A 26,104-nucleotide genomic window follows, 5' to 3' on the forward strand; every position below is an offset into this window, starting at 1 on the left:
AACCACATTCATTAACTTGGAAGGCCCAAACACGACCATAGTAGCGGGTACAAAAAAAGATAATGAAACAGTGCGGGAAACACGTCGCTGGATAACACAGCAAGATAAGTCAACTCCTTGGTTTGCCTACGTGAGTTTACAATCAGTACAGAACATGGAAACACCAAATGGTTTTCCTGCTTTGTTCTACCCTAATATTCAAGACTTAAATAGCCAAGCAATTAATCGTCAAATCGCACTGTTTAACAGTTATCGAAATAGTGTCAGTTATATTGATAACGCCGTCGCTAAAATTGTTTATGAATTAAAGCAATCGAAACAATATGATAATACGGTCATTATTTTCACCGCCAATCACGGTAATGAATTTAATGATTCAGAAGATCACTCGTGGGGATATGGCAGTAATTACTCAACGTATCAAACTCAAGTACCCCTCTTTATTGTGTGGCCAGGTAAAACGCCAAGCGTGATAGAACAGGATACTAATAATACCGATTTGGTCCCGACTATTTTGACTAACCTTGCAGCAGTCAAGAACCCGATCTCAGATTACAGCAATGGTATTGACCTTTTTTCTGGTCACTTTAAAACATGGCAACTGCTCGGCGATAAAAATAACTTTGTGATCCTGCAGAAAGACACAATCACATTATTCACTTATCAAGGTCTATTCAGCCGTCAAGGTAATCATGATGTTCGAAATCGTAATGATTACAAATCTATTCCGCGAACAGCTATGCATGAAACTCAATTTAAACAGATTTTTGCTGAGTTAAACTACTTTTACAAAGCAGCGCCAGCGCAAAAACAGAATGAAGAGTTAAAAATTAAGCACTAAGCTATCACCATATAGGCTTGTTGTGCGGACAGGATCGTTAATCGTCTTGTCCGCATTAACGTATCAATCCACAATTGGTTTAAATTCGTTGTGACTCTTGCGCAGTTTACATGCCCATGTATCACAAATGTGATCTCGTTAATATGAAAGACTTCCCCTTTTTTCACCTGCTGATATTGTTTTGTCGACCAAGCACAGTCTTTGAGTAGCTCTATATTATCTGCGCGTGCATTTTGTAGCGCAGACCAATGTAGCGGAGAACTTGCATGACAAACACCAATATTTCCAAACTTAGATTCAATCGTAAAAGCAAAGGGACAATACTGTTCAACCAAAGCTTTTAATCGAGATTGTTCTTGTGACGAGCACTGAAAAAACCATTCACCACCCGCATTTCGGTGAATGCGAGCCAATTCACTGTCTTCATCCGCTAACAACATCTCTTCATGATTGCCACGAACGGCGTAAAACCAAGGTTTATGCAATAATTCAAGGCAGGCAATAGAGTCAACGCCACGATCGACAATATCACCAACAGAAAACAAGCGATCACATTCAAAATTAAACTGACACTGGGCTAATGTTGTTAATAACAAATCGTATTCACCATGGATATCACCCACAAAAAAATCCTGCCCTTTATGATTAGCTGGTATATTTTTATGTATTTGCATTTCCTACCTCATTAGACATATCCAACAATATTTTATTTTTGAGATAACCCTCACATTAATACCCTGACTAGTTAGCGCTAACACGATTTAATAAAGGAAAGCGCCTCCAAACATCACAGCCCAGTAATTTTACTAGTATTATTTAACTACGTACCTACAGTATGGTACATACGATGATAACTACATCTTGATAACATATTTCAGTCATTAGTCTTAATTAACCTAATGAGCACACCAAAGATATTCTAAAATAAATATAGTGCTTGAGGCACAGTCTTGGTGTGAAACTAGCGGATAAGCAGTAGGGGTAATACATGTCGAGTACTAACTTTGATTTTGACCAGATAATTATCGGTTCTGGTTTTGGTGGTTCAGCCAGCGCATTGCGTTTAACAGAAAAAGGATTTCGAGTATTAGTATTAGAGCGTGGTAAGCGTATTAGAACCAAAGAGTTTTCACGCTCAAGTTGGAACCTAAAACGTTTTATGTGGCTACCGCAATTAGGATTAACAGGCCCGTTTACATTCACGGTTACCCGTAAAATAAGCCTCGTTCACGGCAGTGCTGTTGGCGGTGGTTCACTCGTTTACGGCAATACCCATCTTATTCCAGATGCAGAAATATTTGCACACCCATCTTGGACAGGGATGCATGACGACTGGCACTCACGCCTATCTCCTTATTACGCATTAGCACAACGCATGATTGGCGTACAAAAAAACCGCTACTTTGGTCCTGCCGATCTTATCTTAAAAGACGTTGCAACCGATATGGGACGTGAAGATACCTTTAAAACAGTATATAGCGGCCTCCTCTATCCAAAAGGTGAAGATAAAGTTTCACAGAATATCGATGTAGAACGCTTAGGTGAAGATCGTGGCGACCCCTATTTTAATGGTGATGGTCCACAACGTAATAGTTGCACTTATTGTGGTAACTGTATGTCAGGCTGCCGTCATAATGCTAAAAATAGTCTTGATAAAAACTACCTTTACTTTGCTGAACGTAATGGCGCAGAGATCCGCCCAGAATCAAATGTAACTAAGATTGAACCGATTGCTGATGAGAATGGCATCAAAGATGGTAGCGCCGGTTATACCATCCACATTACTGAAGGTCTGGGACTATTTAATAAGAAAAAGTACACCCTAACGACACGAGGAGTGGTTGTATCGGGTGGTGTATTCGGCACGATGCCGTTATTGCTTAAAATGCGAGATGTAGACAAAACATTACCCAACTTAAGCCCGAACCTTGGTCAAAATGTACTGACAAACTCAGAAACATTATTAACCGTTTCACATAATCGCTTAACCTTGCAAGAGCAGAAAGAAGAAGTTTGGAATGGTGCTGCTATTACTTCAATTTTTTCACCTGATGATGAAACGAAAGTTGAAATCGTGCGTTATGCAAAAGGCAGCGATGCGGCATTCACTGGTGGCATGTCTGTCCCCCTCACATCAAAGCAATCAGGTATTCCACGCTCTGTTAGTATGCTGCTTAACATGGCCAAGCAGCCTATCAAAACCCTAAAAATGATGAACCCAGTTGGTAAAGCCAAAGACACCATCATTTTATTAGTCATGCAAACTGCGCAAAACAATATCCACCTCGAGAGTAAACGTGCTTGGTACTCACCGTTCAAACCGACCTGGATACCGGTACAACATAAAGGTGATGAAAAGCTCAGAAACTACTTCCCGATTGCGCATAAAGTGGCTGAGCATTACGTTAAATACTCTGGTGGTGATGCTGGTAATCTCGCCTTAGAGGTTATCGCAGGCACCCCTATCACAGCGCATATGATGGGCGGTGCAAGAATGGGCAAAGATCCTGAGATTGCCGTGATTGATGATACTGGTCAGACATATGGTTATAAAAATCTGCGTATACTTGACGGTTCAATTATTGCGGGTAATTTAGGGGTGAATCCATCGCTGACGATCTTAGCCTTAACTGAACATGCGATGGCGCAGATCCCAGTATTTGATGCCGAGAGAGCGGCTAAGATTAAACCAATCCATTTTTCAGCAGCGCTCGATGGTAATCCTTCTGCACTGCAAACGGCTGGTGTACCAGACATTATAGCCAAAGCAGTTTAGTATTTATAAAATATTACTAACATGCCGTGTTAACAACAAATAGCTGAATTGATTAAAGCGAGTTTTTGTTTACGCGGTAGTTGTTTAATAGCGTACTCTCGTTTACTGGCCCGGCTTCGGTCGGGTTGAATTTCAGTGTAAGCAATACGTATCGGTTTCGCCCGACGGAAAAATTTTGCGCCGGTTCCTTTACAATGTTGCTGATAACGCCTCTCCATGTCAGTCGTAATGCCACAATACAAACCCGCATCCGTTTCAATAAGATAAACAATCCATAAACTCGCTTTCGCCACAACTTAGCCTCGAACTTATAATAACTACTCTAATATCTGCATCATAACAGTTCATATTATGAATTTTTAGTGTAAATTAATTATACCCATTCTATTGCTTTACAATCTCAGATAGAATAATCATCCATATAACGATAACTATGTAAAAATAATATGTTACGAACTTACCTATATTGTATCACTCTCTACTTCATCAGCATGAATACGCATGCCTCAGAAATAGCGCCTTTAGAAAAGCTGCTGCCATCAGGCACAAATGTCGCTTATATTATTGGTCAGCCTTTTACTGCGACTGAAAAAGTCAGTCATAATGCCATCAGCCAGCATAATGCCGAGCTGTTATTAACACCGGCCTCAACACAAAAATTACTAACAGCATTAACCGCAAAACTTTATCTTACCGACGAGTATATCTTTAATACCAGTTTGCACGGCAGTATAAGTAAACAAAGTATTAGTGAGATGGAATTCAACTTTACCGGTGATCCAACCTTTAGCAGAGACGATTTACGTGACATGCTTAAGCGCTTGAAAGCAAGTGGCATCACAAAGATCAGTGGCGATATCACGCTCAATCAAAGTCGCTTTAATGGTTATAATTGGGGCAATGGTCAGGTTTGGAACGATCAAGCAGTCTGTTATGCCACACAGGCATCAGCCTTAGTCATAAACAATAATTGTGTATTAGGCAATTTAAGACGCTCAGCCGATCTTAAAAAAGCCACAATCTATATTCCAGAATATGAACCCATCATTTTAACGAGCCAAGTCGATATCATTAGCAAAGAGCAGCAACAAGCGCAGTTTTGTGATTTAGAGGTCATACGTCACCCAAACAATAATTACACCTTATTTGGCTGTATTACGCCCTCTAAACGCAACCTCCCCTTATCATTTGCGATATCCGATCCTGTATCTTATTTTACCGCATTACTTAATGCTGAATTAGCACAGGCCAACATTGAATTTACCGGTAACGTGGTTGAAAGTTTTAAAACAGTAAATACCGCTGTCATTGTTAACCACCAATCACCACCGCTGGCAGACATTATCACCGAGATGATGAAAGAATCAGATAATTTAATTGCCGACATATTATTTAAAACCATAGGGGCAGAATACTTTCAGCAACCAGGTAACTACCGCAATGGTGCTAAAGCCATGCGTGAAATCTTGGCTGATGAAGGCTTATCGTTAGCCTCAAATGTGATCGCGGATGGGTCCGGACTGTCACGGCATAATTTAGTGTCAGCGCAAACGATGTTCAATGTACTTGAATATATAATTAGTCATGATGATGAACTGCAATTATTAAAGACCATGCCGATATCTGGTGTGGACGGCACATTACAATACCGTCGTGGTTTACTGACTAAAAAACTAACCGGGAAAGTAGTTGCGAAAACAGGTTCGTTAAAAGGTTTATCAAATTTAGTCGGTATTGTAAAAACAGAAAAAAACCACATGGTACCTTTCGTTCTTATGGTCAGTGGTTATAACCCGCAACCACGCGATGCGGATAAACCTAAGCAACCATCACCATTAACACAATATTCAGCGGCATTTTTTAATACTATCGTTAGCCATTACTAAATATTGGTTAACGATATATACCCAAGTTACTTCAAGATACAATATCAGCGCTTAGCTCGGGTATCGTAATCAATGATAAAGAGACAGTGACAAAAATGGCGAATGACTAAACTGAGTATCCGTTTAGTCATTCGCCATTTTTCTTTATCAACCTATCTACCTACGCACCAAGCCATCAAGCCATATTACCAATCAGTAACACGGCTTTGACGCTAACGCGATTAGCTAGACCAGTAACCTTCATCAAGTGAATCTTCACGTTCAGGCAAGCCTTTTAATAAACGCGGAGAGTGTTGTGCTAATACTTCATAACTGACACGGTTTGCATATTTACATAACTGTGAAAGCGATGAATAAGCCAGACAGTTCGCCGTGTGCTTATCTGAATTAGGCACAATGTCTCGGTGATAAGAGTTAGCTAACATATCATGTAAGATTGCCGATAAGGCACCATCGCCCGCGCCATTGGTATTTTTGATTTCGACAGGACCGCCTAGGTACGGTGCAATATGTGAATACATTTTTAATGGTTCAGTGGTATCAACTAAACGCATTGGACGGCTATATTCATAGCGGTTAAATTCAGCAATGGCACCAGGCAATAGTTGACCACTGGTTTCACGTTTATTTTTCTCATCCGTGTAACCAGCCATATACAGACCTTCTGCACCTGCAGTACAAAGCACAAGATCACACCATTCCAGTGCCGCATCAGCCGCTAATAAAGGATCACTAAAGCCTGTTAACGCTTCACCTTCATCTTCATTCATTGCGATAACGGTCACATATTCGTTAATGAAATTCTGCCACCACTTTTCATTACCTTCAATAATGAAACGCGTACCAAGTGTAAGGATGATTGGAATATTAAGGTATTTGGCTTGCTCAACCATATACATTGCAGCTTCTTTGATTGGATCGTCATCTGCACAACGTAATAAATAAGCCGAAATAAGTAAACCTGAGCTTTTTTGCAGTTGATCTACAGGCAAATGCTCTTTGGTTAATTTATTCATTAAGCCAGCATTGATACCGAAACTACGATTTCCATCAGCAGAGATGAAGGTAAAACAACGACCAATCGGGCCCTTAACAGGTTGCAAGTAATTAAGGTTTACCTTGCTGCTGGTATTACATAAATATTGGTACGCATAGCTACCAATTTTAATTTGGTCACACATAGTACCAAATAGCAGTGACTGTGATTCAGACAAGATCGCGTAGTTATGTAAAGTATTCGCTACTGTACCACCAGCGAACTCACTAACGATAAGATCGTGTTGCTTTAACTCGGTATAAATTTGCTCGGCAATTTCATCACTGATCATCAGTGACTCACCTTTTCGTAAACCAAAACGAGTTAAAAACGCATCTTCGACATGTGCTTCAATATCAACGAGTGTCTGATCAATACCACATAATACAGGTTGAGCTACATTTGCAATGTTTACTGGTTTGACAAATGGATTACCTGCATTAACAGGAAAGTAATGCTTAGACTTACGTTGACCGGGAAATTTCATATTTGAACCAGCATGAGAGAATAAAAGGGGGCTGATTTTACCAGTCTAATTCTGAAATACCAGCAAAACCAATTTAATGATCCAATTATTAACCATATTCTGGTCGATCACATAGATTTAATCGAAATAAATGGTAAAAGACGCTTAAGCTTGTCGGATCCTCACGACAAAATCACCACCCATTTTATCCTGATCACTGCCACGAATCGTAAAACTGCTACTCGCAAGGTCAAAACTACATTCATGCCAGGCACACGTGAAGTTCATCATATAATCGGTTTGGGTTAGATCGTCATTAGGATCAAGACGAACAGTGCCTTCACAATAACCAGCCAGAACAAAACTGACAAGTGTCTCTACATGACACTTACGTAATGGACTAACATATTCAACAAAGGCGAAAAACGAGGCGTTACCAAAATCATTGGTTGGTAAATCATGTGCAAGTAAATACTTACGCATATCTTTATGCTTAATCAAAATATCCTCCATGAATATCATGCCATCCTTGGCAATCAGATAGGCTGTATTAAGATTACAACCTAACTGTTATTACATACATTTGTTATCTAGTGAGAAAAACTAAGCTGCATGTTATTCCAAACTTTACGCTGTTCATAGAAGGCGTTTTTAAGTTGATTTAGTTGCAATTTAGTATCACGAATTTGTTGCTCAAATTGAATTTTATCAAATTTTTCATTCAGTGATTTTTTCTTAGATTCAAATAATACGATTTTTGCTTTATAAAAAGCGTTAAGTTTCTCACACAATACGTCGTATTCTTGATTAAGGCGTAAAATAACTTCGTCAGCATTAGGCAAGTGTTGCACTTTATCGTGACGGCGTTTAAGTTCCATCTTCAATTTAGCCTGCTCGATACGCGCTTCTGGTACAGTACGTAAATCGCTGGCTAAGTTGCACCAAGCTAATACGTTGATTAACCATTTCGTCGGATCATATTGGTACCACTTAATACCATTACGGTAATCAGTTTCAAAAATATGGTGGTAGTTATGGTAACCCTCACCATGAGTGAAGATAGCCAATAAGGCATTATCACGGGCCGTGTTACGGTCTGTATAAGGCTGTGAGCCCCACATGTGCGCCCATGAATTGATGAAGAAAGTAAAATGATGGCTCAATACTAAACGAGCAACACCTAATAATAATATGCTAGCCCAAACATCACCATACAACAGCCCCACTAAAATAGGCACGCCAACATTCATCACCAGTGCAAGTACGTTATAATATTTATGCTGCCATACTGCGATAGCATCTTTTTGTAAGTCGCGCACATTCGTATAATCACTATACAACATTGCATGATACTCACGTAACATCCAACCAATATGAGAATACCAAAAGCCGTGACTTGCTGAGTACGGGTCTTTCTCATCGTGATCAACATGTTTGTGGTGACGTCGGTGATCAGAACTCCAATGGATGGCACTATTTTGTAATGCAAACGCACCACCTAATGCAAAAATCAATCGCACAGACCAATGCGCCTTGTAAGTACGGTGGGACCAAAGCCGATGGTAACCACCTGTAATAGATAAACCACATACAAATATACCAATGATCATCGCAACAACTTCGAATGTCTCAAAGCCATACGTATAACCATACCAAGGCACTGCAGTAATAGCGACAAGGAAGGTTGAAGCAAAAACGAATACGTTTAACCAAATTAACGGTGGTTTTTTCATAATACTATCTCTAAAGCCTGATGAAGTAGTTTCATTAATAACAGCGCACAAGTGTAAGCTGAGTTGTTAATTAATGCAAACCTATGTTACAAATATAGTTACTTTATCGACTATTTAGTTTAGTTAAATTTGATCTATAGCACATATTACGTTTTCAATTTGTGAATTTCATTAGAGGTTTGTTCTATAACGGAGTTAACTTTTCGTACTAAAAAGCCCTAGATAAAACTAGGGCTCTTCATTGGTAATCGTAAGTGTTAAACTAGCACCCTTCTAACAACATATTCGCTTCTGAAGTACCACACTCATTAGTAATCTTCCCATTTTCATAATATGTCACTCTTTGCCACTGCCATCCTACCGCGCCTTTGGCGTTATAACGTATAGTTTCAACTCGTGCATTTTTATCTTGGGAATTACCTATCGCATATTTAGTATGCGACCAATTATCAGCACTATAGTTTGCTTCGCTATCAAAATCCGTGTCTACAATTACATCACGAACAGCATTAATTCGTTCTTTAATCTGCTCATCCTTCACAGTATCTGCAACGCCGATTAAATCACTAAAACCACTATCATTACCCAGTAAATAGCTATATTCACTCATTCGAATTAAAACATTGTCTTGATAGTCTTTTGTCTTCAACGTTTGTTTAACATTACCAGCAATAGCTTTATCTGAACATTCATCCCAATTATCCACCTCAACATCAATGGAATTCATAACTTCCGATGATTGTGTCGCTAATATTTCATCGAAATAACACTTGAACTTACTATTGTCAGTGCTCCGCGATAAATTAATCCTTTTCGTAATATCTACACCATAACGAACGGTTGTCAGCATTTCACCTTGTGCAATTAAAGCACCTTTGGTTTGTAAGTCATCCGAAACCAAATGAGTTTCAGAGTTTAAGCTACCGTTAGCGGTTAGGATCACTTGATGGCGATACCATTTTTGGTTATAGGCTTCTAACGTTACATCCCACGCACCTAAATAATACTCAACCCACGCAAGATCGGCATTTGGGTTAGCTTCATTTAATTCGACTGTCTCAGCGTATGATTTTTGTAAGCCAGGGACTAATTTTTTAGCAAAGTCATGTAATGCAACATCATCTGAAGCAACATAGTCACCATATAGTTCATCAACAGTGACGTTATAATGGCTTGCCACTCGTTTGCTTTGCTCTGTTAATTTCTGCCCAATATCATATCTAAGCTGTTGATCTGCCAATATCGATTCACAGCTTAAACCTGATGATTGTGATTTTGATAACTCCTTTTCAACTTCGCTCCACACAACTGTTGTTAATGGCGTTAAGTTGAGAATATCTTTATCCGAGTTCAGTGAAAAAGACGGTGGAAATACCATTGAATAAGCTTCATCGATGGGAATATTGGGAGAATCACTATCCACCGCACCAACTGGTACATCAACAACTACAGGAACATATTGCGAGCATTTCTGGTACATCGCGGGGATAGTTAAGTCGAAATCACCCTCACCTTTGGTCACAGTGAAAGGTTCATTTTCATCACGCTTATTATTAAAGTTTAAGTCAAGGTAAACAGTCGCACCAGTGATGTAGCCATCGATAACCTTCCCTGACATTGCCGTTGCGACACCACCTGAGGAGTTAGAATCTGAATCAGAACCACCACCACAACCAGCTAGCAATGAACCTATAGCCAAACACAATAAACTTCTCGTAATACAACTCATATCATTACCTTTTATTAATTCATTTTATCTATTTAAAACAACACCTAAATCATTGGTGATAGAAACAAAATTTCGCGGACTATACCAGCTACATAGTTATAGCTATATAAAAATACATAAAACTATCTTGATTTATTACCAATGTAAAGATGCATAAAATCATCTTGACTTAGTTAGTTACGATAGAGCGCTCGTTAAAGTTACTTTCATAGATATGAAAAAATTATTAGAAATAAGAATCTACGTGAAAGGGATATTTACCAAAATTGTACAAAATAACCTTGGTGATATTTGGTGTATTTAAAGGATGAAACTTACATAAAATTCAAAGGCAAGTGGCCGATTATAGAGCTGTAGATAAATATGGAGTGAATATTACGGCCCTGGATACCCTCAAAATGCGTCTTTGGCTGTCTGGATATGTGTTTCCTATAATTGAAATATTCACCGTTAAACAACTTAATGATATCGTCGAGTAAAGTCATTAAAAATTAAATCCATCAATGTCTCAGATGGAAGTTTAAACTGGTTCTAAGTCGACCTTAGCAGATGCTGAACTTTGTTCAATAATTAAGTCAGGGAAAATGATGTCATCTGAAGAATTGACTCCGTGGAACATGTTTTATTTTCTAGCAGCCTAGTCGCGCCTGAAGGTTGGTGCATTGACTAAACTTTGCAACATAATCCTAAATTAGACTTATGCTGCATAATATTGAAGCTTTGTTTGTCAATTTAATTCAATGATATTTTATGTATCAAGTAAACATAAATAGATGCATTATTGAGCCCTGCAACAAAACCATACAAAACTATACAAATGAGTATGTTTAAACTATGTATAATATTTATTATGGATCATTCATTGGCATTTCATATGGCACATATTTTAAAAAAGAGATTGTTAATCATAGTCTTATTATCTGCTTCGGTTGCAGGTGTCGGTTATTACAATACAATATTTTCATCTAATCAAAAGAACGAGTTACCTTCTATTACAGCTGCATTAGGCTCGATTGAAAAACAAGCCATAGCGGTCGGCCAAATCGTCCCAGCACATTCTATTTCGATTAAGTCTCAAATAGACGGTATTGTAGGTGAGATTTATCATCAAGTCGGCGATGTCGTCACGGCTGGCACGCCATTGATTAAAGTTCGCCCCAACCCGACTCCTGCGGCGTTAACACAGGCTAATACAGAATTAATGCGCAGCGAAGCCGCGTTAGAATCGGCACAACAAAAATTAGATAACTTAAAACAACTTGTATCACAAGATATTATTCCGACGAATTATGGCGAATACATTCAGGCTAAATCGGATGTGAAATCCAACTTGGCGGATGTGCAGCAGAAGAAACAAAACTTCGACCTGATCCGCAGCGGAGAATCATCAGTGGGTAACTCAAAACTGACCTCGACAATTATATCCCCTATTGATGGCACTATCTTGAACTTAAAAGTTGAGGTCGGTGAACCTATTACCTCAACAGAATCAAGGCAGGCAGCGACAGAAATGATGTCCATTGCAGATATGAAAAACATGATTTTTAAAGGCAGCATCAGTGAACATGATGCTGCCCAGCTGCAAGTTGGGACGTCAGTTAATGTTACGTTAGCACCTTACCCGGGAATGGTAATGAAAGGGACGCTAAGTAAAGTGGCGGTACAATCTGAGGCGCTGAATGCCACCACAACAAGTAGCAGTCGAAGTTTTGATAATGGCTTTAAAGTTGAAGTTGGTAATATTCAATTTCCGCAAGATATTACGATTCGTTCTGGTTTTTCTGCGACAGCAAAAATCATTCTAAAACAGGCAACCGATGTAGTTACTATCCCAGAGCGTGTACTGAACTTCAATGGCGAAGACCCGGAAGTATGGATAGCTGATGAATCAAAAACAGGATATTCCCCACGTAAAGTGACTCTCGGCTTATCTGATGGTATTACCGTCGAGGTGCTTTCAGGTTTAGAAAATGGAGAAAACATTATCGATGTTAGCATGATGATGGGTCAGCCAGATGCATAAAAAAAACGCAGTACAGCGCCTTTGCTGCAATGCTTTATTAGGCCTTATATTGGGTAGCTTGAGCATATCAAGTTATGCGCTCACTATTGAAGAGGCATGGCAGGCGGCAAAGTATTATGATCCCGCTTACCAGCAGTCTCAATTAGATGAAAAGATCAGCGCAACAGAAGTAAGATCAAGCCGCAGTGCCTTACTGCCCAGCGCGGAAATAACCGCGAGCAGCAATTGGAATGATAATAGCTATGGTAGTAGTAATACCAACAGCTATAAGCTGAGTTTGAACCAAACGATTTGGGATAGTAGCAAGTGGTCAGCATTGGACCAATCTCAAGCAGTATTTGTGACTGCGCAATTAAAGTTTAAGCAGAGCCACAATGATCTGGCCGCACGCCTTATTAAGGCTTATTTAGATCTTGCTCAGTCGCAGGGTGATTTTCGTTTAGCACAGCAGAAATTCACCGAAGGAACAAAGATGCTGCATATTACCGAGCTGCGTTATAAGGCGGGGGCTATTCATTCAACAGCACTGGAAGACATGCGCGCAAATCATGTCGATGAGCGTGCTGAGATCTTAGCAAACCAATCCAACGTAGCCGATAAAAAGGCAATATTAATCGCTTTAATTAATTTTGCACCAAATACAGTCAATGAAATTGATACGACCAACTTTATGCCTCCAAAATTGATTGTGAGCAGTGAAAAAGACTGGTTAAAACTGGCTAATAACAACAGCCCGGAACTACTTGTTGCGAAACAAAATATTCGCGTGATTGAATTTGAAAAAGATCAGGCCAAAGCAGGATATTACCCAACGGTAATTGGATCTTTCGGTTACAACGGTAGCCATAATAACAATGGTAATAATGGTGATGATACGCTTAACGCCAGCCTGCTCCTAAGCGTGCCGCTGGACTTAAATGGCTCCACCAGCGCAAATGTAGATCGGGCTAAGTTACGGATAAAGCGAGCCAAAGAAGAGGCCCGCGCGGTCGAAATTCGTATTAACAACACGATTTCAAATCGATACTCTCAATTATCCATTGATTGGCAGCGTATTGAAATTGCGCAACAACAGGTAGAATCCCGCCAGCGCTCATTACAAACTAAGCAAGTCGTGTATGACGCGGGATTGGCTGATGCATCGGATGTGATCGATGCGCATAATCGCCTTTTTGGTAGTAAAAACGCGCTGCAATCTCGGTTTTATCAATACTGGCAACACCGCATATCCTTGCTTAAGTCGGTGGGAAAGTTAGATAACAATACCATTGCCTTGATCTCGCAGGCTTTGCAATCATGACAGGGTTATTGTCTCAAACAATTCAAACGCTACTAGCTCACCGTTTACGTAGTTTTTTAGCCATTCTTGCTATTGTGTGGGGCGTGATTTCAGTATTAGTGTTGGTTGGTTTAGGTGAAGGTTTTTATCAAACTAATACTAAATCGTTTGAATTATTGATGAGTGATACGCAAATTGTATTTCCAGGGCAGACGACAAAGGCGTGGCAAGGATTTTCAGCACAAAGAGATGTATCACCTTCCGAGAATGAAATGCGCCAACTCGTTAAGCAATCCGCGGTGCGGAATATCTCTGTCGTTTATGGAAAGTGGGATGCAAAGGTGACCGATCTTAAAGGGCATATGTTACCGGGTTATGTCAGTGGGATAGATAACCAATTTGTTGCATTACGAAATCTGAAATTAGTAAAACAATCTCGAAAAATTAATCGAAGCGATTTAAACAATCACAATCGTGTAGCGATGGTTGGCTGGCAACTAGCTGAAATTGGTGATCTACAGGTTGGCGGGGAATTAAAAGTTAATGGCATTCCTTTTGTTATTATTGGTGTGAGCCAAAAAAAGGAAAATGGTATTTCATTAAATAATGAAGAAAGCCAGGTTATGATCCCCAGCACAACATTTAATGACATATGGAAAAGTAAGCCAATGATGTTATTGGTGTCACCTGCTGACGCGATTTCAGGTGTAGTATTGAGAAAGAGTTTACAGTCATTTTTTGCCAAACAGCAACATTTTGATCCCAGTGATAAAGGCGCTATATATATGCCAGATTTTGGAAAAGAAGCGGTATTTTTTAAGACCCTGTTACGTGGCATCCAGTTATTTCTGGGTGCAAGTGGCGCAATGACGTTAGCTGTTGGCGCGCTTGGAGTGGCCAATATTATGTTTTTATCCGTTACTGAGCGTACTCGCGAAATTGGCGTTCGTTTGGCAGTTGGCGCAACACCAAATAATATCCTCGGGCAATTTTTAGTTGAAGGCGCGATCTTAGTCGCTTGCGGGACAGTGATCGGCATTATCTCTTCTTATGCCATTATCGCATTATTGAACTATATCGGTATGCCAGAGTGGTTAGGCTTTCCAGTGATAACTCTTGAAGCCGTTTGGATGTCGTTGGCTGTTATTACTGTGCTTGCCCTGCTTGCTTCTTATTTTCCAGCTCGACGGGCTTCAAACCTTATACCAGTTATTGCTTTGAATTCGAGGGCTTGATGATGTTACTTCCGATAAGGCAAATTTTTCAGGAGATGGCGGCTGAAAAATTGCGTCTCTGTTTAACGATTCTTGCTGTAGCGTGGGCAACCTTATGTATTGCGCTTATGCTGGCGGCTGGTGAAGGCTTACGCCAAGGGCTGATCCGAAGTTCAGAGAGTGGTAATGGCAAACTGATGTATCTGACTGGCAGTTATGCGACTAAAGATTTTGGTAATTTTCATACAGGTAAACAGCTTAAATTAAAGTATGACGATCTCAAAGTGATCCAAGCGCTACCTAGCGTTAAACATGTTCAACCCAGTGCCCAGTGGAATGAACGAGTGACATTTGAAGATCATCGCACATGGCAAAACCCGGTGGGTGTTTATCCTGAGTATCAAACCTTGACGGGTTTAAAGATTGCAGCCGGAGGTCGTTGGTTTAACTCTATGGACATGAAAGAACAACGCAACGTCATTGTTATAGGGGAAAGCGCCGCTATTTCGCTATTTAATCAATCGGATGATTTTGATTGGATTAACCCACCAGCGCTAGACATTGATCCAGTGGGTAAGAAAGTCAAAGTCGGCAGTAAAGAATTTATGGTTATCGGATTGATAAAAAGCAGCAGTGCCAATGTAGAGCAAGGCATACCGCTGAACGAGTCACTCTTCGTCCCCTTTTCTACTTGGCAACGTTTTCACCCCAACAGCGCCATTTCTGCACTCAATATCGAGCCAGTACCACAAGTGGACCGCAAACAAGTCGCAGCCACGGTGAAACAAGTAATTGCGAGAAAGTATGGTGCCAGTGTCGAGGACCAACAGTTGGTACAAATCCAAGATATGTTGCTGAGACAAAAAACCATGCGGCGTTTTTTGATCGGTTTACAAAGCTTCCTGGGTATTATCGGTTTGGTGACATTAGGCGTGGCCGGAATTGGGATAGCGAATGTGATGTACGCTGCGGTTAAGCGTGCGACTCGTGACATCGGGTTAAGAATGGCTGTCGGTGCAAGTCCTGCAACCATCAAAGCACACTATTTGACTCAGTCTCTTTTTACTATGGCAATAGGTGGCTTACTCGGGTTGGGGATGACGGTTGGATTAATCAGTTCTATTCAGGCATTTCCGCTGACAGGAAATAGCTTGTATGAAGAACTCGGAAAGCCAACACCGGAATTATCTTTTTCTATTATCGGCTTGGTTATTCTTGCCTTAGGTTTAGTGGGTGTGGCAGCGGCTTGGTTTCCAGCAAATAGAGCGGCCAGTATTACACCTTTAGAGGCATTACAGAGTGAATAACTATATTAATAATAACGAACTTAATAACAATAAAAATGACATATTTTCTACAGCTGAAACACTGGTCACGCTAACTGGCATCAGCAAGCATTATAAAAGTGGTGATGAAGAAGTACGCGCGTTGGACTGCGTCTCGTTGTCGATAAACAAGGGTGAATTTCTGTCTATATTAGGGCCTTCCGGTTCGGGTAAATCAACATTAATGAATATGCTCGGTTGTTTAGATAAACCAACCTTTGGCGAATATCATTTAAATAACCAAGATGTATCCGCATTAAGTGGCAATCAACTCGCAGGCATTCGTAATCAGAACATTGGCTTTGTTTTTCAAAGTTTCAATTTGTTGGAATACGCCAGTGCACTAGATAATGTTGCACTGCCCTTGGTATATCGTGGAGTGAAAGCTACAGAAAGAAGAAAAAAAGCGGCTGCATTGCTTGAGCGAGTCGGGTTGGGCGATCGCATGCATCATAAACCCAATCAACTCTCTGGCGGTCAAAAGCAGCGTGTCGCAATTGCTCGCGCGTTGGTCAATGACCCACAAATTATCTTAGCTGATGAACCGACTGGCGCATTGGACTCTAAATCAGGGGCCGAAATTGAAGCTTTGTTTAATGAATTACACAGAGAAGGTCGAACCTTAATTATCGTTACTCATGATAACGCTTTAGCGTTGCGCACCAAACGCATCATCAATATTAAAGATGGAAAAATTGTGTCAGATGAACGTGTGGTTTAGTCTGTAGCCGATTCTGTTGCAAAATTTAGTCAATGCACTCTCGATGACCTAAAAGGACAACCACATAATATAGTCCGCCATCCTGTGCTGATGGAGTGGTTTTAGAATAGATTCTTGTGAATAAAATAAATTCTGAGGATTTGAATAATTGATACTTACTATAATAGCCAAGTAAAACCTGCCTATTATAGTAGCAATAATTTGAACGCAAAAAATGTCAGTTAAGAACTGACAGGTATTAAGCCAAGTGCCTCTGGGTAGATGTTATGTTTTTATCATTCCCAATCAAGGATCACTTTACCTGACATGCCTGAGCGCATAATATCAAAACCTTCTTGGAATTGATCAATTGGGAAGTGGTGCGTAATGATTGGTGTTAGGTCTAAACCTGACTGAATTAATGCAGCCATTTTGTACCAAGTTTCAAACATTTCACGACCATAGATACCTTTAATAACTAAACCTTTAAAGATAACATTGCCCCATTCGATGCTCATGTCATTTGGTGGAATACCCAACATAGCAATTTTACCGCCATGGTTCATCTTGTCTAGCATATCGCGAAATGCAGATGGCACACCTGACATTTCAAGGCCAACATCGAAGCCTTCTGTCATTTTAAGCTCGTCCATCACATCTGTCAGTGACTCTGTTGTTACGTTCACTGCACGTGTAACACCCATCTTGCGAGCGAGGTCTAAACGGAATTCATTCACATCAGTGATCACAACATTACGTGCACCAACGTGCTTACATACTGCCGCAGCCATGATACCGATTGGACCAGCGCCAGTAATTAATACATCTTCACCAACCACATCAAATGATAGCGCTGTGTGTACTGCATTACCAAACGGGTCAAAGATTGCCGCCATGTCATCAGAAATATCATCTGGTAGTTTGAATGCGTTAAATGCAGGAATAACTAAGTATTCAGCAAATGCGCCTTCACGGTTAACACCAACACCAATCGTATTACGGCATAAATGGGTACGGCCGGCACGACAGTTACGACAGTGACCACAGGTAATGTGACCTTCACCAGAAACGCGATCACCGAGAGTGAAACCACGAACTTCTTGGCCGATACCAACAACTTCACCCACATACTCGTGGCCAACAACCATAGGTACTGGAATGGTTTTTTGTGACCATTCGTCCCAGTTATAAATATGGATATCGGTACCACAGATCGCGGTTTTACGGATCTTGATTAACAGATCATTGTGGCCAAGTGTTGGCTTTTCCACGTCTGTCATCCAAATACCTTGTTCAGGTTTTAATTTTGCTAGTGCTTTCATTTTCTTTAATCCACTTGTCTCGATGATATTAAGCTTCGATACTTAGACTCTAGGTACTAGGTACTTCGAAGCTTAATTAATTGTCTATTTAGATGATGCCAAGGTCTTTACCGATACGGGTAAATGCGGCAATGGCAATATCAATTTGTTCTACGCTGTGCGCTGCTGACATTTGCGTACGGATACGTGCTTTACCATGTGGAACCACTGGGAAAGAGAAACCGATAACATAAATGCCTTCCGCTAATAAACGCTCTGACATTTCAGCAGCCAGTGCCGCATCACCAATCATTACCGGTACAATTGCGTGGTCAGCACCTGCCAGTGTAAAACCAGCTGCGCTCATTTCACGGCGGAAATGTTCTGCGTTAGATTTAACTTTGACACGTAATTCATGGCCTTCTTCCATCATGTCGATAACACGAATTGATGCAGCAACAATCGCAGGAGCAACCGAGTTTGAGAATAAGTATGGACGTGAACGCTGACGTAACCAATCAACGACTTCTTTTTTAGCTGATGTGTAACCGCCTGACGCGCCACCTAATGCTTTGCCTAATGTACCAGTGATGATATCCACACGATCCATTACGCCACAATGTTCAGGGGTACCACGACCGCCTTCACCCACAAAACCAACCGCATGTGAATCATCAACCATCACCAGTGCATTATATTTGTCTGCAAGGTCACAAACGCTTTTTAGATTCGCGATCACGCCGTCCATTGAAAATACACCGTCAGTTGCGATCAACTTGTGACGCACACCTGCAGCATCGGCAGCAATAAGCTGCTCTTCGAGTGATGCCATGTTGTTATTTTTGTAACGGAATCGTTTTGCTTTACATAGACGTACACCATCAATGATTGACGCGTGGTTTAGTTCGTCTGAGATAATGGCATCTTCTGCACTTAATAACGTCTCAAATAAACCCGTGTTTGCATCAAAGCAAGACGTATACAAGATAGTATCTTCCATACCTAGGAAAGTACTGATCTTGCTTTCTAATTCTTTATGTTTATCCTGTGTTCCACAGATAAAGCGTACTGACGCCATACCAAAACCGTGGCTATCTAAACCTGATTGCGCAGCCGCAATAAGGTCTGCATGGTTAGCCAAACCTAAATAGTTGTTCGCACAGAAGTTAACAACTTCATTACCTGCCACTTGAATGTTGGCATTTTGGGCTGAAGTGATCACTCGCTCGTTTTTATAAAGGCCATCAGCTTTAGTTTGTTCTAACTGCTTACTGATCTGATTGTAGAATGTAGAAGTCATGTAAATATTCCTTTTTAACTTTATTTGAAACAACTTGTTATTAAGAACAGCCGAACAAGCCATGAAATAATTTATACTATAAAACTATTCTAATTGATCCTATATAAGACTATTATCCCTGTAGATGGAAAAACATTAGTGAAACACAGGCACAAATAGAATGATGATATTTCACAAACTGATCGCCTTATTACCCGACTTGGCTAGTTTTACTCTCGTTGTTCAGGAGGGCAGTTTTACTGCAGCAGCAAAGAAAATAAATGTCACCCCTTCTGCGCTGAGTAAAACCATTACCCGGCTTGAGCAAGCCTTATCCGTTAAACTGTTTGAACGCACGACCAGAAAACTGATCATTACCGAAGCCGGAAAGAAGATTTACGATCAATGTGTTCCTATGGTTAATGCTGCGAAGCAAGTTGTTGAAATATCAAGTATCGAACATACTAAACCCGCAGGTTCAATAACCGTTGCGGCACCTGAGGCATTTTTAAATGTGGTGCTACAGCCTTTTGTCGTTCCATTTTTACAGCAGTATCCGCAGGTCCAACTCAAGCTACGTGCTATTGATGGGCCAATCGATATCTTTGAACACGGTATCGATATCGCCTTTATGCTAACGGATAAGCCAGATGAAAATTTGGTTCTAAAAGAGATTGCTAAAACCTACTTAGTGTTATGTGCAAGCCCTGATTATCTAAAAGAGAAGGGTATTCCTTCCCACCCCGAACAATTAAAACAACACGATTGCCTATATTTAGCAGAGAATGAAACCGACCACATCTGGGATTTTGTGAAAGGCGACGAATCCCATACCGTTACAGTCTCAGGCCGTTACGCAGTCAACCACTCTCAAATGCGCCTAAACGGTGTCATTAATGGCTTGGGTATCGGAATTTTCCCCGACTTCGTCGTGCAGGAAGCAATAAGCAAAGGTGATGTAACAGAGGTTCTCTGTGACTGGACGATTAAGAGTAATTATCAGGGAATAATTGCACTGCAGTATGCCCAAACCAAATATATGCCAGCAAAGCTCAGAGTTTTTATCGATTACGCTATACAGCACTTGTGTTAACGCTATGAAAGCGCAGCACAGAGCCAATCGGGAATCACCATACATGCGGCTATTAGAACGCGTTAAATTGTATCAAGTATTCCAATATCACTGGCGGCTTAAATCTTACCTTACGGCCCTTAGCTAAATTACTTGGATAGAAGCATTAACCACTGGTGATAAAGATCACTATTTGAGTTAAACTAGCGGCAATTATCAGACTATCGCAGAAAATATTTAACGCCTGCTCTAGCAACCAACTTTCAGACCTACACATTGAGTACCCCACAGCGTACCCCATGTGATAAAAAGATAAAAATAAAAGGCTTATATTTCAAATGAGTAAACAAACGATTCAGTGGTACCCAGGGCATATGCACAAAGCCCGTAAAGAGATCGCGGAAGTTATGCCGCAAATGGACCTGATTATCGAAGTACTTGATGCACGGATCCCTTATAGCAGCTCGAATCCAATGATCTCCGATTTACGTGGTGATACCCCTTGTATTAAAATTCTCAATAAAAGCGACCTTGCAGACCCCATCGTTACTGCGCAATGGTTAGAATATTTAGAATTAGAAGAAGGTGTAAAAGCTTATGCCTTAACGACACAACAGCCGTCTGAGATCAAAAAGATCCCGCAATTAATACGTGCGCTAGTGCCAAATAAAGAAGGCGCACATAAAGTCATTAAAGCGATGATTATGGGTATTCCAAACGTGGGTAAATCAACCACGATTAATATCCTCGCCAATCGTATTATTGCTAAAACGGGTAACGAGCCTGCAGTGACTAAACAGCAGCAACGTATCAAGTTAGACGACGGTATCGTGTTGTCTGATACTCCAGGAATGTTATGGCCAAAAGTACAAAATCCACTTTCTGGCTACCGTTTAGCATCAACAGGCGCAATTAAAGATACTGCGATTGAATACGATGACATCGGTATGTATGCAGCAGAATACTTATGTAAAACTTACCCAGAAGCAATGCGTGCACGTTACAAGCTAGATAACCTAGACAAGACTGACATAGAGTTATTAGAAGATATTGGCCGTGGTCGTGGTTGTTTAGGCCCTGGTGGTTTGGTTGATTTAAACAAAGCTGCAGCTATTTTAATCAATGAATTACGCACCGCTAAGATCTGTCGCATCAGTTTAGAAACACCAGCAATGGCTGAAGCAGAAAAACAAGCAGTGATTGAACGTTTAGCCCTTGAAGGCGTGAAGATTAAAAAACGTAAGCCAAAGAAAAAACGTCGTTAATCAAGAAAGATTAAACAGTCGTTAACCGTTATTCGAACAAATAAAAAAGCCTCTGGTTACAGTAACCAGAGGCTTTTTTATTCAATTTAATTTAATGCTTTATTTAATGATTAGACGTACATCGTCATCATCACCAAGTTCAATAATGAACTGTTTCTTGCCTGCTTTCACAGAACGGCTCACCCAGTCCAGAGGGATCGTAATTGAACCCATTTCACCATCAAAAACTTCATCTTGATTGAATTGAAAATCAGCATCGTTCTCAGGGTGGCAACCTTGTGCATACGCTAACGTACCACGCTCGATTGGCGAGATATCACTTGAAACATTGTTCATAATGAAAACGCCGTGCTCAGCCATCAAGGTTAATTGTGCTGTTAGCTTTTTAGGGTTCAGTTGATTAACATCTGGCCAGAAGTTAAGACCTTTACTTAATGCTTCAACTTCATTGTTACCGTGTTCATCAATAACTTTAGAACCTTTAAACTTAGTCGGGTCCCAAAGATCATCATAAGTAGGGGTAAAAGTCTTTGCTGCTAACGCTTCAGCTTCAATCGGCAAAACTTCATCAAGAGAAAATATAATTCGTTTCATTTTGGTGCGCTCTTTAATGACAAAAGCACAAACCAAAGTTTGTGCTTTATAATATGCTAGGACTATATACCTAAACCGCGTTGTAATGCAAGTCAGGTTATCGCTGGCTTATTTAACTGCGCGGCGTGTAGCAACTGCATCAGATAGCTGTGCCATCATCGTTTCGGTGTCAGCCCAGCCAATGCAAGCATCAGTGATACTTTGACCGTAAGTTTCTACTTTACCATTAATCAGATCTTGACGACCTTCGATTAAGTGACTTTCAACCATCACACCAAAGATAGCTTTATTACCAGCACTAATTTGGCCAGAAACATCAGTTGAAACATCCATTTGTTTTTGGAATTTCTTTTCGCTATTGGCATGACTAAAATCAATCATGATATTAACGTCTTGCTTAGCAGACTCTAACTGAGTTGTAATTGACGCTACATCATCAGCAGAATAGTTTGTCGACTTATTACCACCACGTAGAATGATATGGCAATCAGGGTTACCTGCTGTCGAAATAATTGCAGAGTGACCAAATTTAGTTACTGATAAGAAATGGTGCGGCGCGTTTGCACTGCCAATCGCATCAATAGCAACTTTAATAGTACCGTCAGTACCATTCTTGAAACCAACTGGGCAAGACATACCAGAAGCCAGTTCACGGTGAACTTGAGACTCTGTAGTACGTGCGCCAATTGCGCCCCAACTCATTAGATCACCAACATATTGTGGCGTGATCATATCAAGGAATTCGCCAGCTGTTGGCAAACCCATTGCATTCACATCAAGTAACAGTTTACGAGCGATACGTACACCATCATTTAATTGAAAGCTGTCATCTAGATACGGGTCGTTGATTAGACCTTTCCAACCAACCGTTGTACGCGGTTTTTCAAAATAAACACGCATCACAATTTCGAGTGTATCTTTATACTTTACACGTAATGCCACTAGTCGCTCTGCATATTCTAATGCAGCGTCAGTGTCATGAATTGAACAAGGACCAACGATCACTAAAAGGCGATCATCTTCTTGTTTAAGAATTTGGCTAATGCTATTACGTGATTCAAATATTGTTTTAGTCACATCATCAGAAGCAGGATATTTTTCTAACACTGCAATTGGCGGTAATAATTCTTTTACTTCACGGATTCTGACGTCGTCTGTTTGATAATGCATACTAATAATATTCCTTTATTCGCCCTCAGGCATTCATACTCTAATGTGATATTGTCCGCATTCAATGTAACGTCTATTTCACTCGGAAGCAATTACAAATCACATAAAAATTCAGTGGATATTGTAAGAAATATTCTTATCTTAGCGAGATTAAGGTAAAATCCACCACAAATAAGTTAAATTTGGAAACCCTATGCTATTAAAAACTGAAGACGAGCTAATTGACTTTGCCTATGACGCCTTCCTAGAGGATGCACAAAAGCAATTATCACCTGCAGATCAAATTTTATTTGCCATGCAATTCGAAGATCGCGGTGCCGTTGACATCGTCGACCTTGGCAGTGATTGGCCTGCAAACGTGGCAATGGGTATTAATGAAAATGAATACTGCGAATTACACATTGGCTTAGTTGATGACAACGACTTACTCAATGATATATTCGGACGTGTACTAGTAAAGAAAAAAGCCAACGATAAGTTTATCCATATTCTTTGGAAAACTGAATAATCAATCTACGATAACTTGATTTCATCTTCAATTTAAGGAATATTAGCTGCTAGACTAAAAAGTTAAATCCAAGGAGATGGAATTGAGTCAACAAGATAACCAGTTAGTACGTTGGTTTCGGCAATCAGCGCCTTACCTCAATGCGCATCGAGATAAAACAATTGTGCTGACATTAAGTGGTGAAGCCATAGCACATGCTAACTTCATCAATATCGTCAATGACATTGCCTTATTAAATATTCTCGGCATTCGCATTGTATTAGTCTTTGGCGCACGTCCTCAAATCAACAGCATACTCGCGAATAATAACTGCGAGAGTCAGTTTCATAAACGCCGACGCGTCACTGATGAGCAAGCCTTCCCGTTAATTAAGCAAGTTATTGGTCAACTTCAATATGAAATCACCGCCGCTTTCTCTATGGGACTGGTCAATACCCAAATGCACGGTGTCAAAATCAATATCGTCAGTGGTAACTTCATTACCGCACAACCAATTGGGGTTGATGAAGGTGTTGATTTTTGCCATACCGGTCGTGTCCGCCGAGTTGATACTGACGCGCTGGAATATCAACTTGCGCAAAATGCGATCACCGTGATCCCACCACTCGGCTATTCTGTCACCGGTGAGAGTTTTAATCTGAGCGCAGAAGAAGTGGCGACAAAAATAGCCATCAAACTCAATGCCCATAAGTTAATTAACTTTTGCTCTGCACAGGGCGTACTCGATTATAACGGCAATTTAATTTCAGAAATGTTTCCTGAACAAGCGCAAGAGCGTTTAGCCGAACTTGAAACTGAAGGTGGAATAAACACAGGCACAGCCTCTTACTTACGCGCGGCAATCAACGCTTCTGTAGCAGGGGTCCCCCGTTGTCATTTGGTGAGTTACAAAACCGATGGTTCGTTATTACAAGAGCTGTTTTCACGCGATGGTGTCGGTACTCAAATCGTACGTCAAAGTGCAGAGCAAACACGACCAGCAAAGATTGAAGATGTGCCAGGCATTATGCTACTGATTCAGCCCTTAGTTGACCAGGGGATGCTAGTACAACGCACCAGAGAGCAGTTATTACGAGATATCGAGCACTTTACCGTGGTCGAACGTGATGGCACCATTATTGGCTGCGCTTCACTTTATTGTTTCTCTGGTAATATTGCTGAAATGGCCAGTGTCGCAACCCACCCTGAATATCGACGCTTGAGTCGTGGTGACTTATTGGTCAAAGAAATCGAGAAACAAGCCAAGCAACAAGGCATGGATCGCCTGTTTGTGTTGACAACACACAGCATCCATTGGTTTAGAGAACGCGGTTTTGAACCTGTCGAACTGGAACGATTACCCGTTGAAAAGCAAGAGTTGTATAATTTACAGCGTCGTTCGAAAATATTAATGAAGAATTTATAAGATCTGGCAGTAACCGAAACACAGTGCATCAGCTATTTGTTACTGTCTTATCTGTTACTGCCTTCTTTATCATCCACCACACAGCTTGTTACAATTCGGTACACTTGCCTTGTTAATAATGAGCGTTAACCACTATTAAACAACGAATCTTTAAGCCTATAATCCCTCTTCAATTCTTTATCAGAGTTCAATACATGTCATTGCGGTTAATCTTACAGCGAGGATTGCAATATCTCAGTCCGCAATTTAATTATTTCAGTCAGCGATTACTCGCACAACTCGACAGTAAAAAACGCATATGGATTGTGCAAGTGGATGAAGGGGGTCTAAAAAACCAATCGTTTATTGTTGATGAAGATAATTTTCAGCAACCGATGGAATGGATGCTGAATAAACACTACTCTGTCACTGATTTAGAAAATGTGGCTAACATGAAGCGTGCCGAAGTGGTTAGCGTCAAGCTCACCAATGCTAAACACAGTTTGATCCGCGCTAAATAACG

Annotated in this window: 23 protein-coding genes; 13 read left to right on the top strand and 10 right to left on the bottom strand. The window is 40.5% G+C overall.

Translation table 11 applies throughout. The features are described from left to right. Positions 1 to 841: sulfatase-like hydrolase/transferase (locus PE36_RS02925; protein WP_006030461.1), on the top strand; the 841-nt coding region annotated here is incomplete at its 5' end. Here the strand turns inward: PE36_RS02925 and PE36_RS02930 are convergent. Continuing rightward, a complete protein-coding gene (locus PE36_RS02930) occupies positions 838 to 1,515 on the bottom strand; it encodes a metallophosphoesterase (RefSeq protein WP_006030462.1) in 678 nt (225 codons plus the stop codon). The two genes, PE36_RS02925 and PE36_RS02930, sit on opposite strands and share 4 nt — an antisense overlap. A gap of 314 nt (positions 1,516 to 1,829) precedes the next feature. Here PE36_RS02930 and PE36_RS02935 point away from each other — a divergent pair, with 314 nt between their 5' ends. After that, entirely contained in the window at positions 1,830 to 3,617 is a 1,788-nt protein-coding gene (locus PE36_RS02935) for a GMC oxidoreductase (protein WP_006030463.1), read from the top strand. Positions 3,618 to 3,646: 29 nt separating this feature from the next. On the opposite strand, the gene PE36_RS02940 is transcribed toward PE36_RS02935, so the two are convergent. Continuing rightward, entirely contained in the window at positions 3,647 to 3,910 is a 264-nt protein-coding gene (locus PE36_RS02940) for a GIY-YIG nuclease family protein (protein ID WP_006030464.1), read from the bottom strand. Between the two features lie 153 nt (positions 3,911 to 4,063). Between PE36_RS02940 and dacB the strand changes: the two genes are divergently transcribed. Continuing rightward, entirely contained in the window at positions 4,064 to 5,503 is a 1,440-nt protein-coding gene (dacB, locus tag PE36_RS02945) for a D-alanyl-D-alanine carboxypeptidase/D-alanyl-D-alanine-endopeptidase (protein WP_232286517.1), read from the top strand. Positions 5,504 to 5,724: 221 nt separating this feature from the next. Here the strand turns inward: dacB and PE36_RS02950 are convergent, their stop codons facing one another. The 4 genes from PE36_RS02950 to PE36_RS02965 all read right to left on the bottom strand — a co-directional run bounded on the left by PE36_RS02950 (position 5,725) and on the right by PE36_RS02965 (position 10,467). Continuing rightward, complete coding sequence (locus PE36_RS02950; protein WP_006030466.1) at positions 5,725 to 7,026, bottom strand: inosine/guanosine kinase; 1,302 nt, start codon at positions 7,024 to 7,026, stop codon at positions 5,725 to 5,727. Between the two features lie 144 nt (positions 7,027 to 7,170). Further along, entirely contained in the window at positions 7,171 to 7,506 is a 336-nt protein-coding gene (locus PE36_RS02955) for a hypothetical protein (protein ID WP_043993828.1), read from the bottom strand. Positions 7,507 to 7,595: 89 nt separating this feature from the next. After that, entirely contained in the window at positions 7,596 to 8,738 is a 1,143-nt protein-coding gene (locus PE36_RS02960; RefSeq protein WP_006030468.1) for a fatty acid desaturase, read from the bottom strand. Positions 8,739 to 9,000: 262 nt separating this feature from the next. Further along, on the bottom strand, positions 9,001 to 10,467 hold the full coding sequence (locus PE36_RS02965; RefSeq protein WP_006030469.1) for a hypothetical protein: 1,467 nt from the start codon (positions 10,465 to 10,467) through the stop codon (positions 9,001 to 9,003). An 874-nt stretch (positions 10,468 to 11,341) separates the two neighbouring features. Between PE36_RS02965 and PE36_RS02975 the strand changes: the two genes are divergently transcribed. From PE36_RS02975 to PE36_RS02995, 5 genes are read left to right on the top strand one after another with little or no spacing between them, the layout of a single operon-like run. Further along, a complete protein-coding gene (locus PE36_RS02975; RefSeq protein ID WP_043993830.1) occupies positions 11,342 to 12,490 on the top strand; it encodes an efflux RND transporter periplasmic adaptor subunit in 1,149 nt (382 codons plus the stop codon). After that, positions 12,483 to 13,790: a TolC family protein gene (locus PE36_RS02980; RefSeq protein ID WP_006030472.1), complete on the top strand. Its 1,308-nt coding sequence runs from the start codon at positions 12,483 to 12,485 to the stop codon at positions 13,788 to 13,790. The genes PE36_RS02975 and PE36_RS02980 overlap by 8 nt, the downstream gene beginning before the upstream one ends. Then, the gene (locus tag PE36_RS02985; protein ID WP_006030473.1) at positions 13,787 to 15,004 is read left to right on the top strand and encodes an ABC transporter permease; all 1,218 of its coding nucleotides are present in this window, start codon (positions 13,787 to 13,789) and stop codon (positions 15,002 to 15,004) included. The genes PE36_RS02980 and PE36_RS02985 overlap by 4 nt, the downstream gene beginning before the upstream one ends. Before the next feature lie 35 nt (positions 15,005 to 15,039). Next, a complete protein-coding gene (locus PE36_RS02990; protein WP_006030474.1) occupies positions 15,040 to 16,290 on the top strand; it encodes an ABC transporter permease in 1,251 nt (416 codons plus the stop codon). A 40-nt stretch (positions 16,291 to 16,330) separates the two neighbouring features. Next, positions 16,331 to 17,029 carry an ABC transporter ATP-binding protein gene (locus tag PE36_RS02995; RefSeq protein WP_085983521.1) on the top strand — a complete coding sequence of 233 codons (699 nt, stop codon included), beginning with the start codon at positions 16,331 to 16,333 and terminating at the stop codon, positions 17,027 to 17,029. 275 nt (positions 17,030 to 17,304) lie between these two features. On the opposite strand, the gene tdh is transcribed toward PE36_RS02995, so the two are convergent. Together tdh and PE36_RS03005 are read right to left on the bottom strand one after the other, a co-directional pair. Next, positions 17,305 to 18,330 (bottom strand): L-threonine 3-dehydrogenase, encoded by a 1,026-nt coding sequence (gene tdh / locus PE36_RS03000; RefSeq protein WP_006030476.1) that lies wholly within the window; start codon positions 18,328 to 18,330, stop codon positions 17,305 to 17,307. Positions 18,331 to 18,418: 88 nt separating this feature from the next. Further along, a complete protein-coding gene (locus PE36_RS03005; RefSeq protein ID WP_006030477.1) occupies positions 18,419 to 19,609 on the bottom strand; it encodes a glycine C-acetyltransferase in 1,191 nt (396 codons plus the stop codon). Between the two features lie 160 nt (positions 19,610 to 19,769). Here PE36_RS03005 and PE36_RS03010 point away from each other — a divergent pair, with 160 nt between their 5' ends. Beyond that, a complete protein-coding gene (locus PE36_RS03010) occupies positions 19,770 to 20,681 on the top strand; it encodes a LysR family transcriptional regulator (protein WP_006030478.1) in 912 nt (303 codons plus the stop codon). Positions 20,682 to 20,998: 317 nt separating this feature from the next. After that, positions 20,999 to 21,925, top strand: a complete 927-nt coding sequence (ylqF, locus tag PE36_RS03015) for a ribosome biogenesis GTPase YlqF (RefSeq protein WP_006030479.1) — start codon at positions 20,999 to 21,001, stop codon at positions 21,923 to 21,925. Positions 21,926 to 22,024: 99 nt separating this feature from the next. On the opposite strand, the gene PE36_RS03020 is transcribed toward ylqF, so the two are convergent. Both PE36_RS03020 and aroG read right to left on the bottom strand, forming a co-directional pair. Further along, a complete protein-coding gene (locus PE36_RS03020; protein ID WP_006030480.1) occupies positions 22,025 to 22,519 on the bottom strand; it encodes a DUF3085 domain-containing protein in 495 nt (164 codons plus the stop codon). Positions 22,520 to 22,627: 108 nt separating this feature from the next. Further along, entirely contained in the window at positions 22,628 to 23,689 is a 1,062-nt protein-coding gene (gene aroG, locus PE36_RS03025; RefSeq protein ID WP_006030481.1) for a 3-deoxy-7-phosphoheptulonate synthase AroG, read from the bottom strand. 193 nt (positions 23,690 to 23,882) lie between these two features. On the opposite strand from aroG, the gene PE36_RS03030 reads away from it, so the two are divergent. The 3 genes from PE36_RS03030 to PE36_RS03040 all read left to right on the top strand — a co-directional run bounded on the left by PE36_RS03030 (position 23,883) and on the right by PE36_RS03040 (position 26,102). Beyond that, entirely contained in the window at positions 23,883 to 24,197 is a 315-nt protein-coding gene (locus PE36_RS03030; RefSeq protein ID WP_006030482.1) for an HI1450 family dsDNA-mimic protein, read from the top strand. A gap of 76 nt (positions 24,198 to 24,273) precedes the next feature. Then, positions 24,274 to 25,602: an amino-acid N-acetyltransferase gene (argA, locus tag PE36_RS03035; protein ID WP_006030483.1), complete on the top strand. Its 1,329-nt coding sequence runs from the start codon at positions 24,274 to 24,276 to the stop codon at positions 25,600 to 25,602. A gap of 194 nt (positions 25,603 to 25,796) precedes the next feature. After that, entirely contained in the window at positions 25,797 to 26,102 is a 306-nt protein-coding gene (locus PE36_RS03040; protein ID WP_006030484.1) for a hypothetical protein, read from the top strand. Positions 26,103 to 26,104 lie beyond the last annotated feature (2 nt).

Origin of the sequence: Moritella sp. PE36 (assembly GCF_000170855.1) — a bacterium.
Lineage (GTDB): Bacteria > Pseudomonadota > Gammaproteobacteria > Enterobacterales > Moritellaceae > Moritella.

What these genes read in the sequence shown, in the direction of transcription:
- PE36_RS02950 (WP_006030466.1), bottom strand. Translation starts at nt 7,026, where the DNA reads ATGAAATTTCCCGGTCAACGTAAGTCTAAGCATTACTTTCCTGTTAAT.
- tdh (WP_006030476.1), bottom strand. Translation starts at nt 18,330, where the DNA reads ATGAAAGCACTAGCAAAATTAAAACCTGAACAAGGTATTTGGATGACA.
- PE36_RS02935 (WP_006030463.1), top strand. Translation starts at nt 1,830, where the DNA reads ATGTCGAGTACTAACTTTGATTTTGACCAGATAATTATCGGTTCTGGT.
- argA (WP_006030483.1), top strand. Translation starts at nt 24,274, where the DNA reads ATGGAATTGAGTCAACAAGATAACCAGTTAGTACGTTGGTTTCGGCAA.
- PE36_RS02930 (WP_006030462.1), bottom strand. Translation starts at nt 1,515, where the DNA reads ATGCAAATACATAAAAATATACCAGCTAATCATAAAGGGCAGGATTTT.
- PE36_RS02985 (WP_006030473.1), top strand. Translation starts at nt 13,787, where the DNA reads ATGACAGGGTTATTGTCTCAAACAATTCAAACGCTACTAGCTCACCGT.
- PE36_RS02965 (WP_006030469.1), bottom strand. Translation starts at nt 10,467, where the DNA reads ATGAGTTGTATTACGAGAAGTTTATTGTGTTTGGCTATAGGTTCATTG.
- PE36_RS03040 (WP_006030484.1), top strand. Translation starts at nt 25,797, where the DNA reads ATGTCATTGCGGTTAATCTTACAGCGAGGATTGCAATATCTCAGTCCG.
- PE36_RS03005 (WP_006030477.1), bottom strand. Translation starts at nt 19,609, where the DNA reads ATGACTTCTACATTCTACAATCAGATCAGTAAGCAGTTAGAACAAACT.
- dacB (WP_232286517.1), top strand. Translation starts at nt 4,064, where the DNA reads ATGTTACGAACTTACCTATATTGTATCACTCTCTACTTCATCAGCATG.
- PE36_RS03010 (WP_006030478.1), top strand. Translation starts at nt 19,770, where the DNA reads ATGATGATATTTCACAAACTGATCGCCTTATTACCCGACTTGGCTAGT.
- PE36_RS02975 (WP_043993830.1), top strand. Translation starts at nt 11,342, where the DNA reads ATGGCACATATTTTAAAAAAGAGATTGTTAATCATAGTCTTATTATCT.
- aroG (WP_006030481.1), bottom strand. Translation starts at nt 23,689, where the DNA reads ATGCATTATCAAACAGACGACGTCAGAATCCGTGAAGTAAAAGAATTA.
- PE36_RS02990 (WP_006030474.1), top strand. Translation starts at nt 15,040, where the DNA reads ATGGCGGCTGAAAAATTGCGTCTCTGTTTAACGATTCTTGCTGTAGCG.
- PE36_RS03030 (WP_006030482.1), top strand. Translation starts at nt 23,883, where the DNA reads ATGCTATTAAAAACTGAAGACGAGCTAATTGACTTTGCCTATGACGCC.
- PE36_RS03020 (WP_006030480.1), bottom strand. Translation starts at nt 22,519, where the DNA reads ATGAAACGAATTATATTTTCTCTTGATGAAGTTTTGCCGATTGAAGCT.
- ylqF (WP_006030479.1), top strand. Translation starts at nt 20,999, where the DNA reads ATGAGTAAACAAACGATTCAGTGGTACCCAGGGCATATGCACAAAGCC.
- PE36_RS02980 (WP_006030472.1), top strand. Translation starts at nt 12,483, where the DNA reads ATGCATAAAAAAAACGCAGTACAGCGCCTTTGCTGCAATGCTTTATTA.
- PE36_RS02960 (WP_006030468.1), bottom strand. Translation starts at nt 8,738, where the DNA reads ATGAAAAAACCACCGTTAATTTGGTTAAACGTATTCGTTTTTGCTTCA.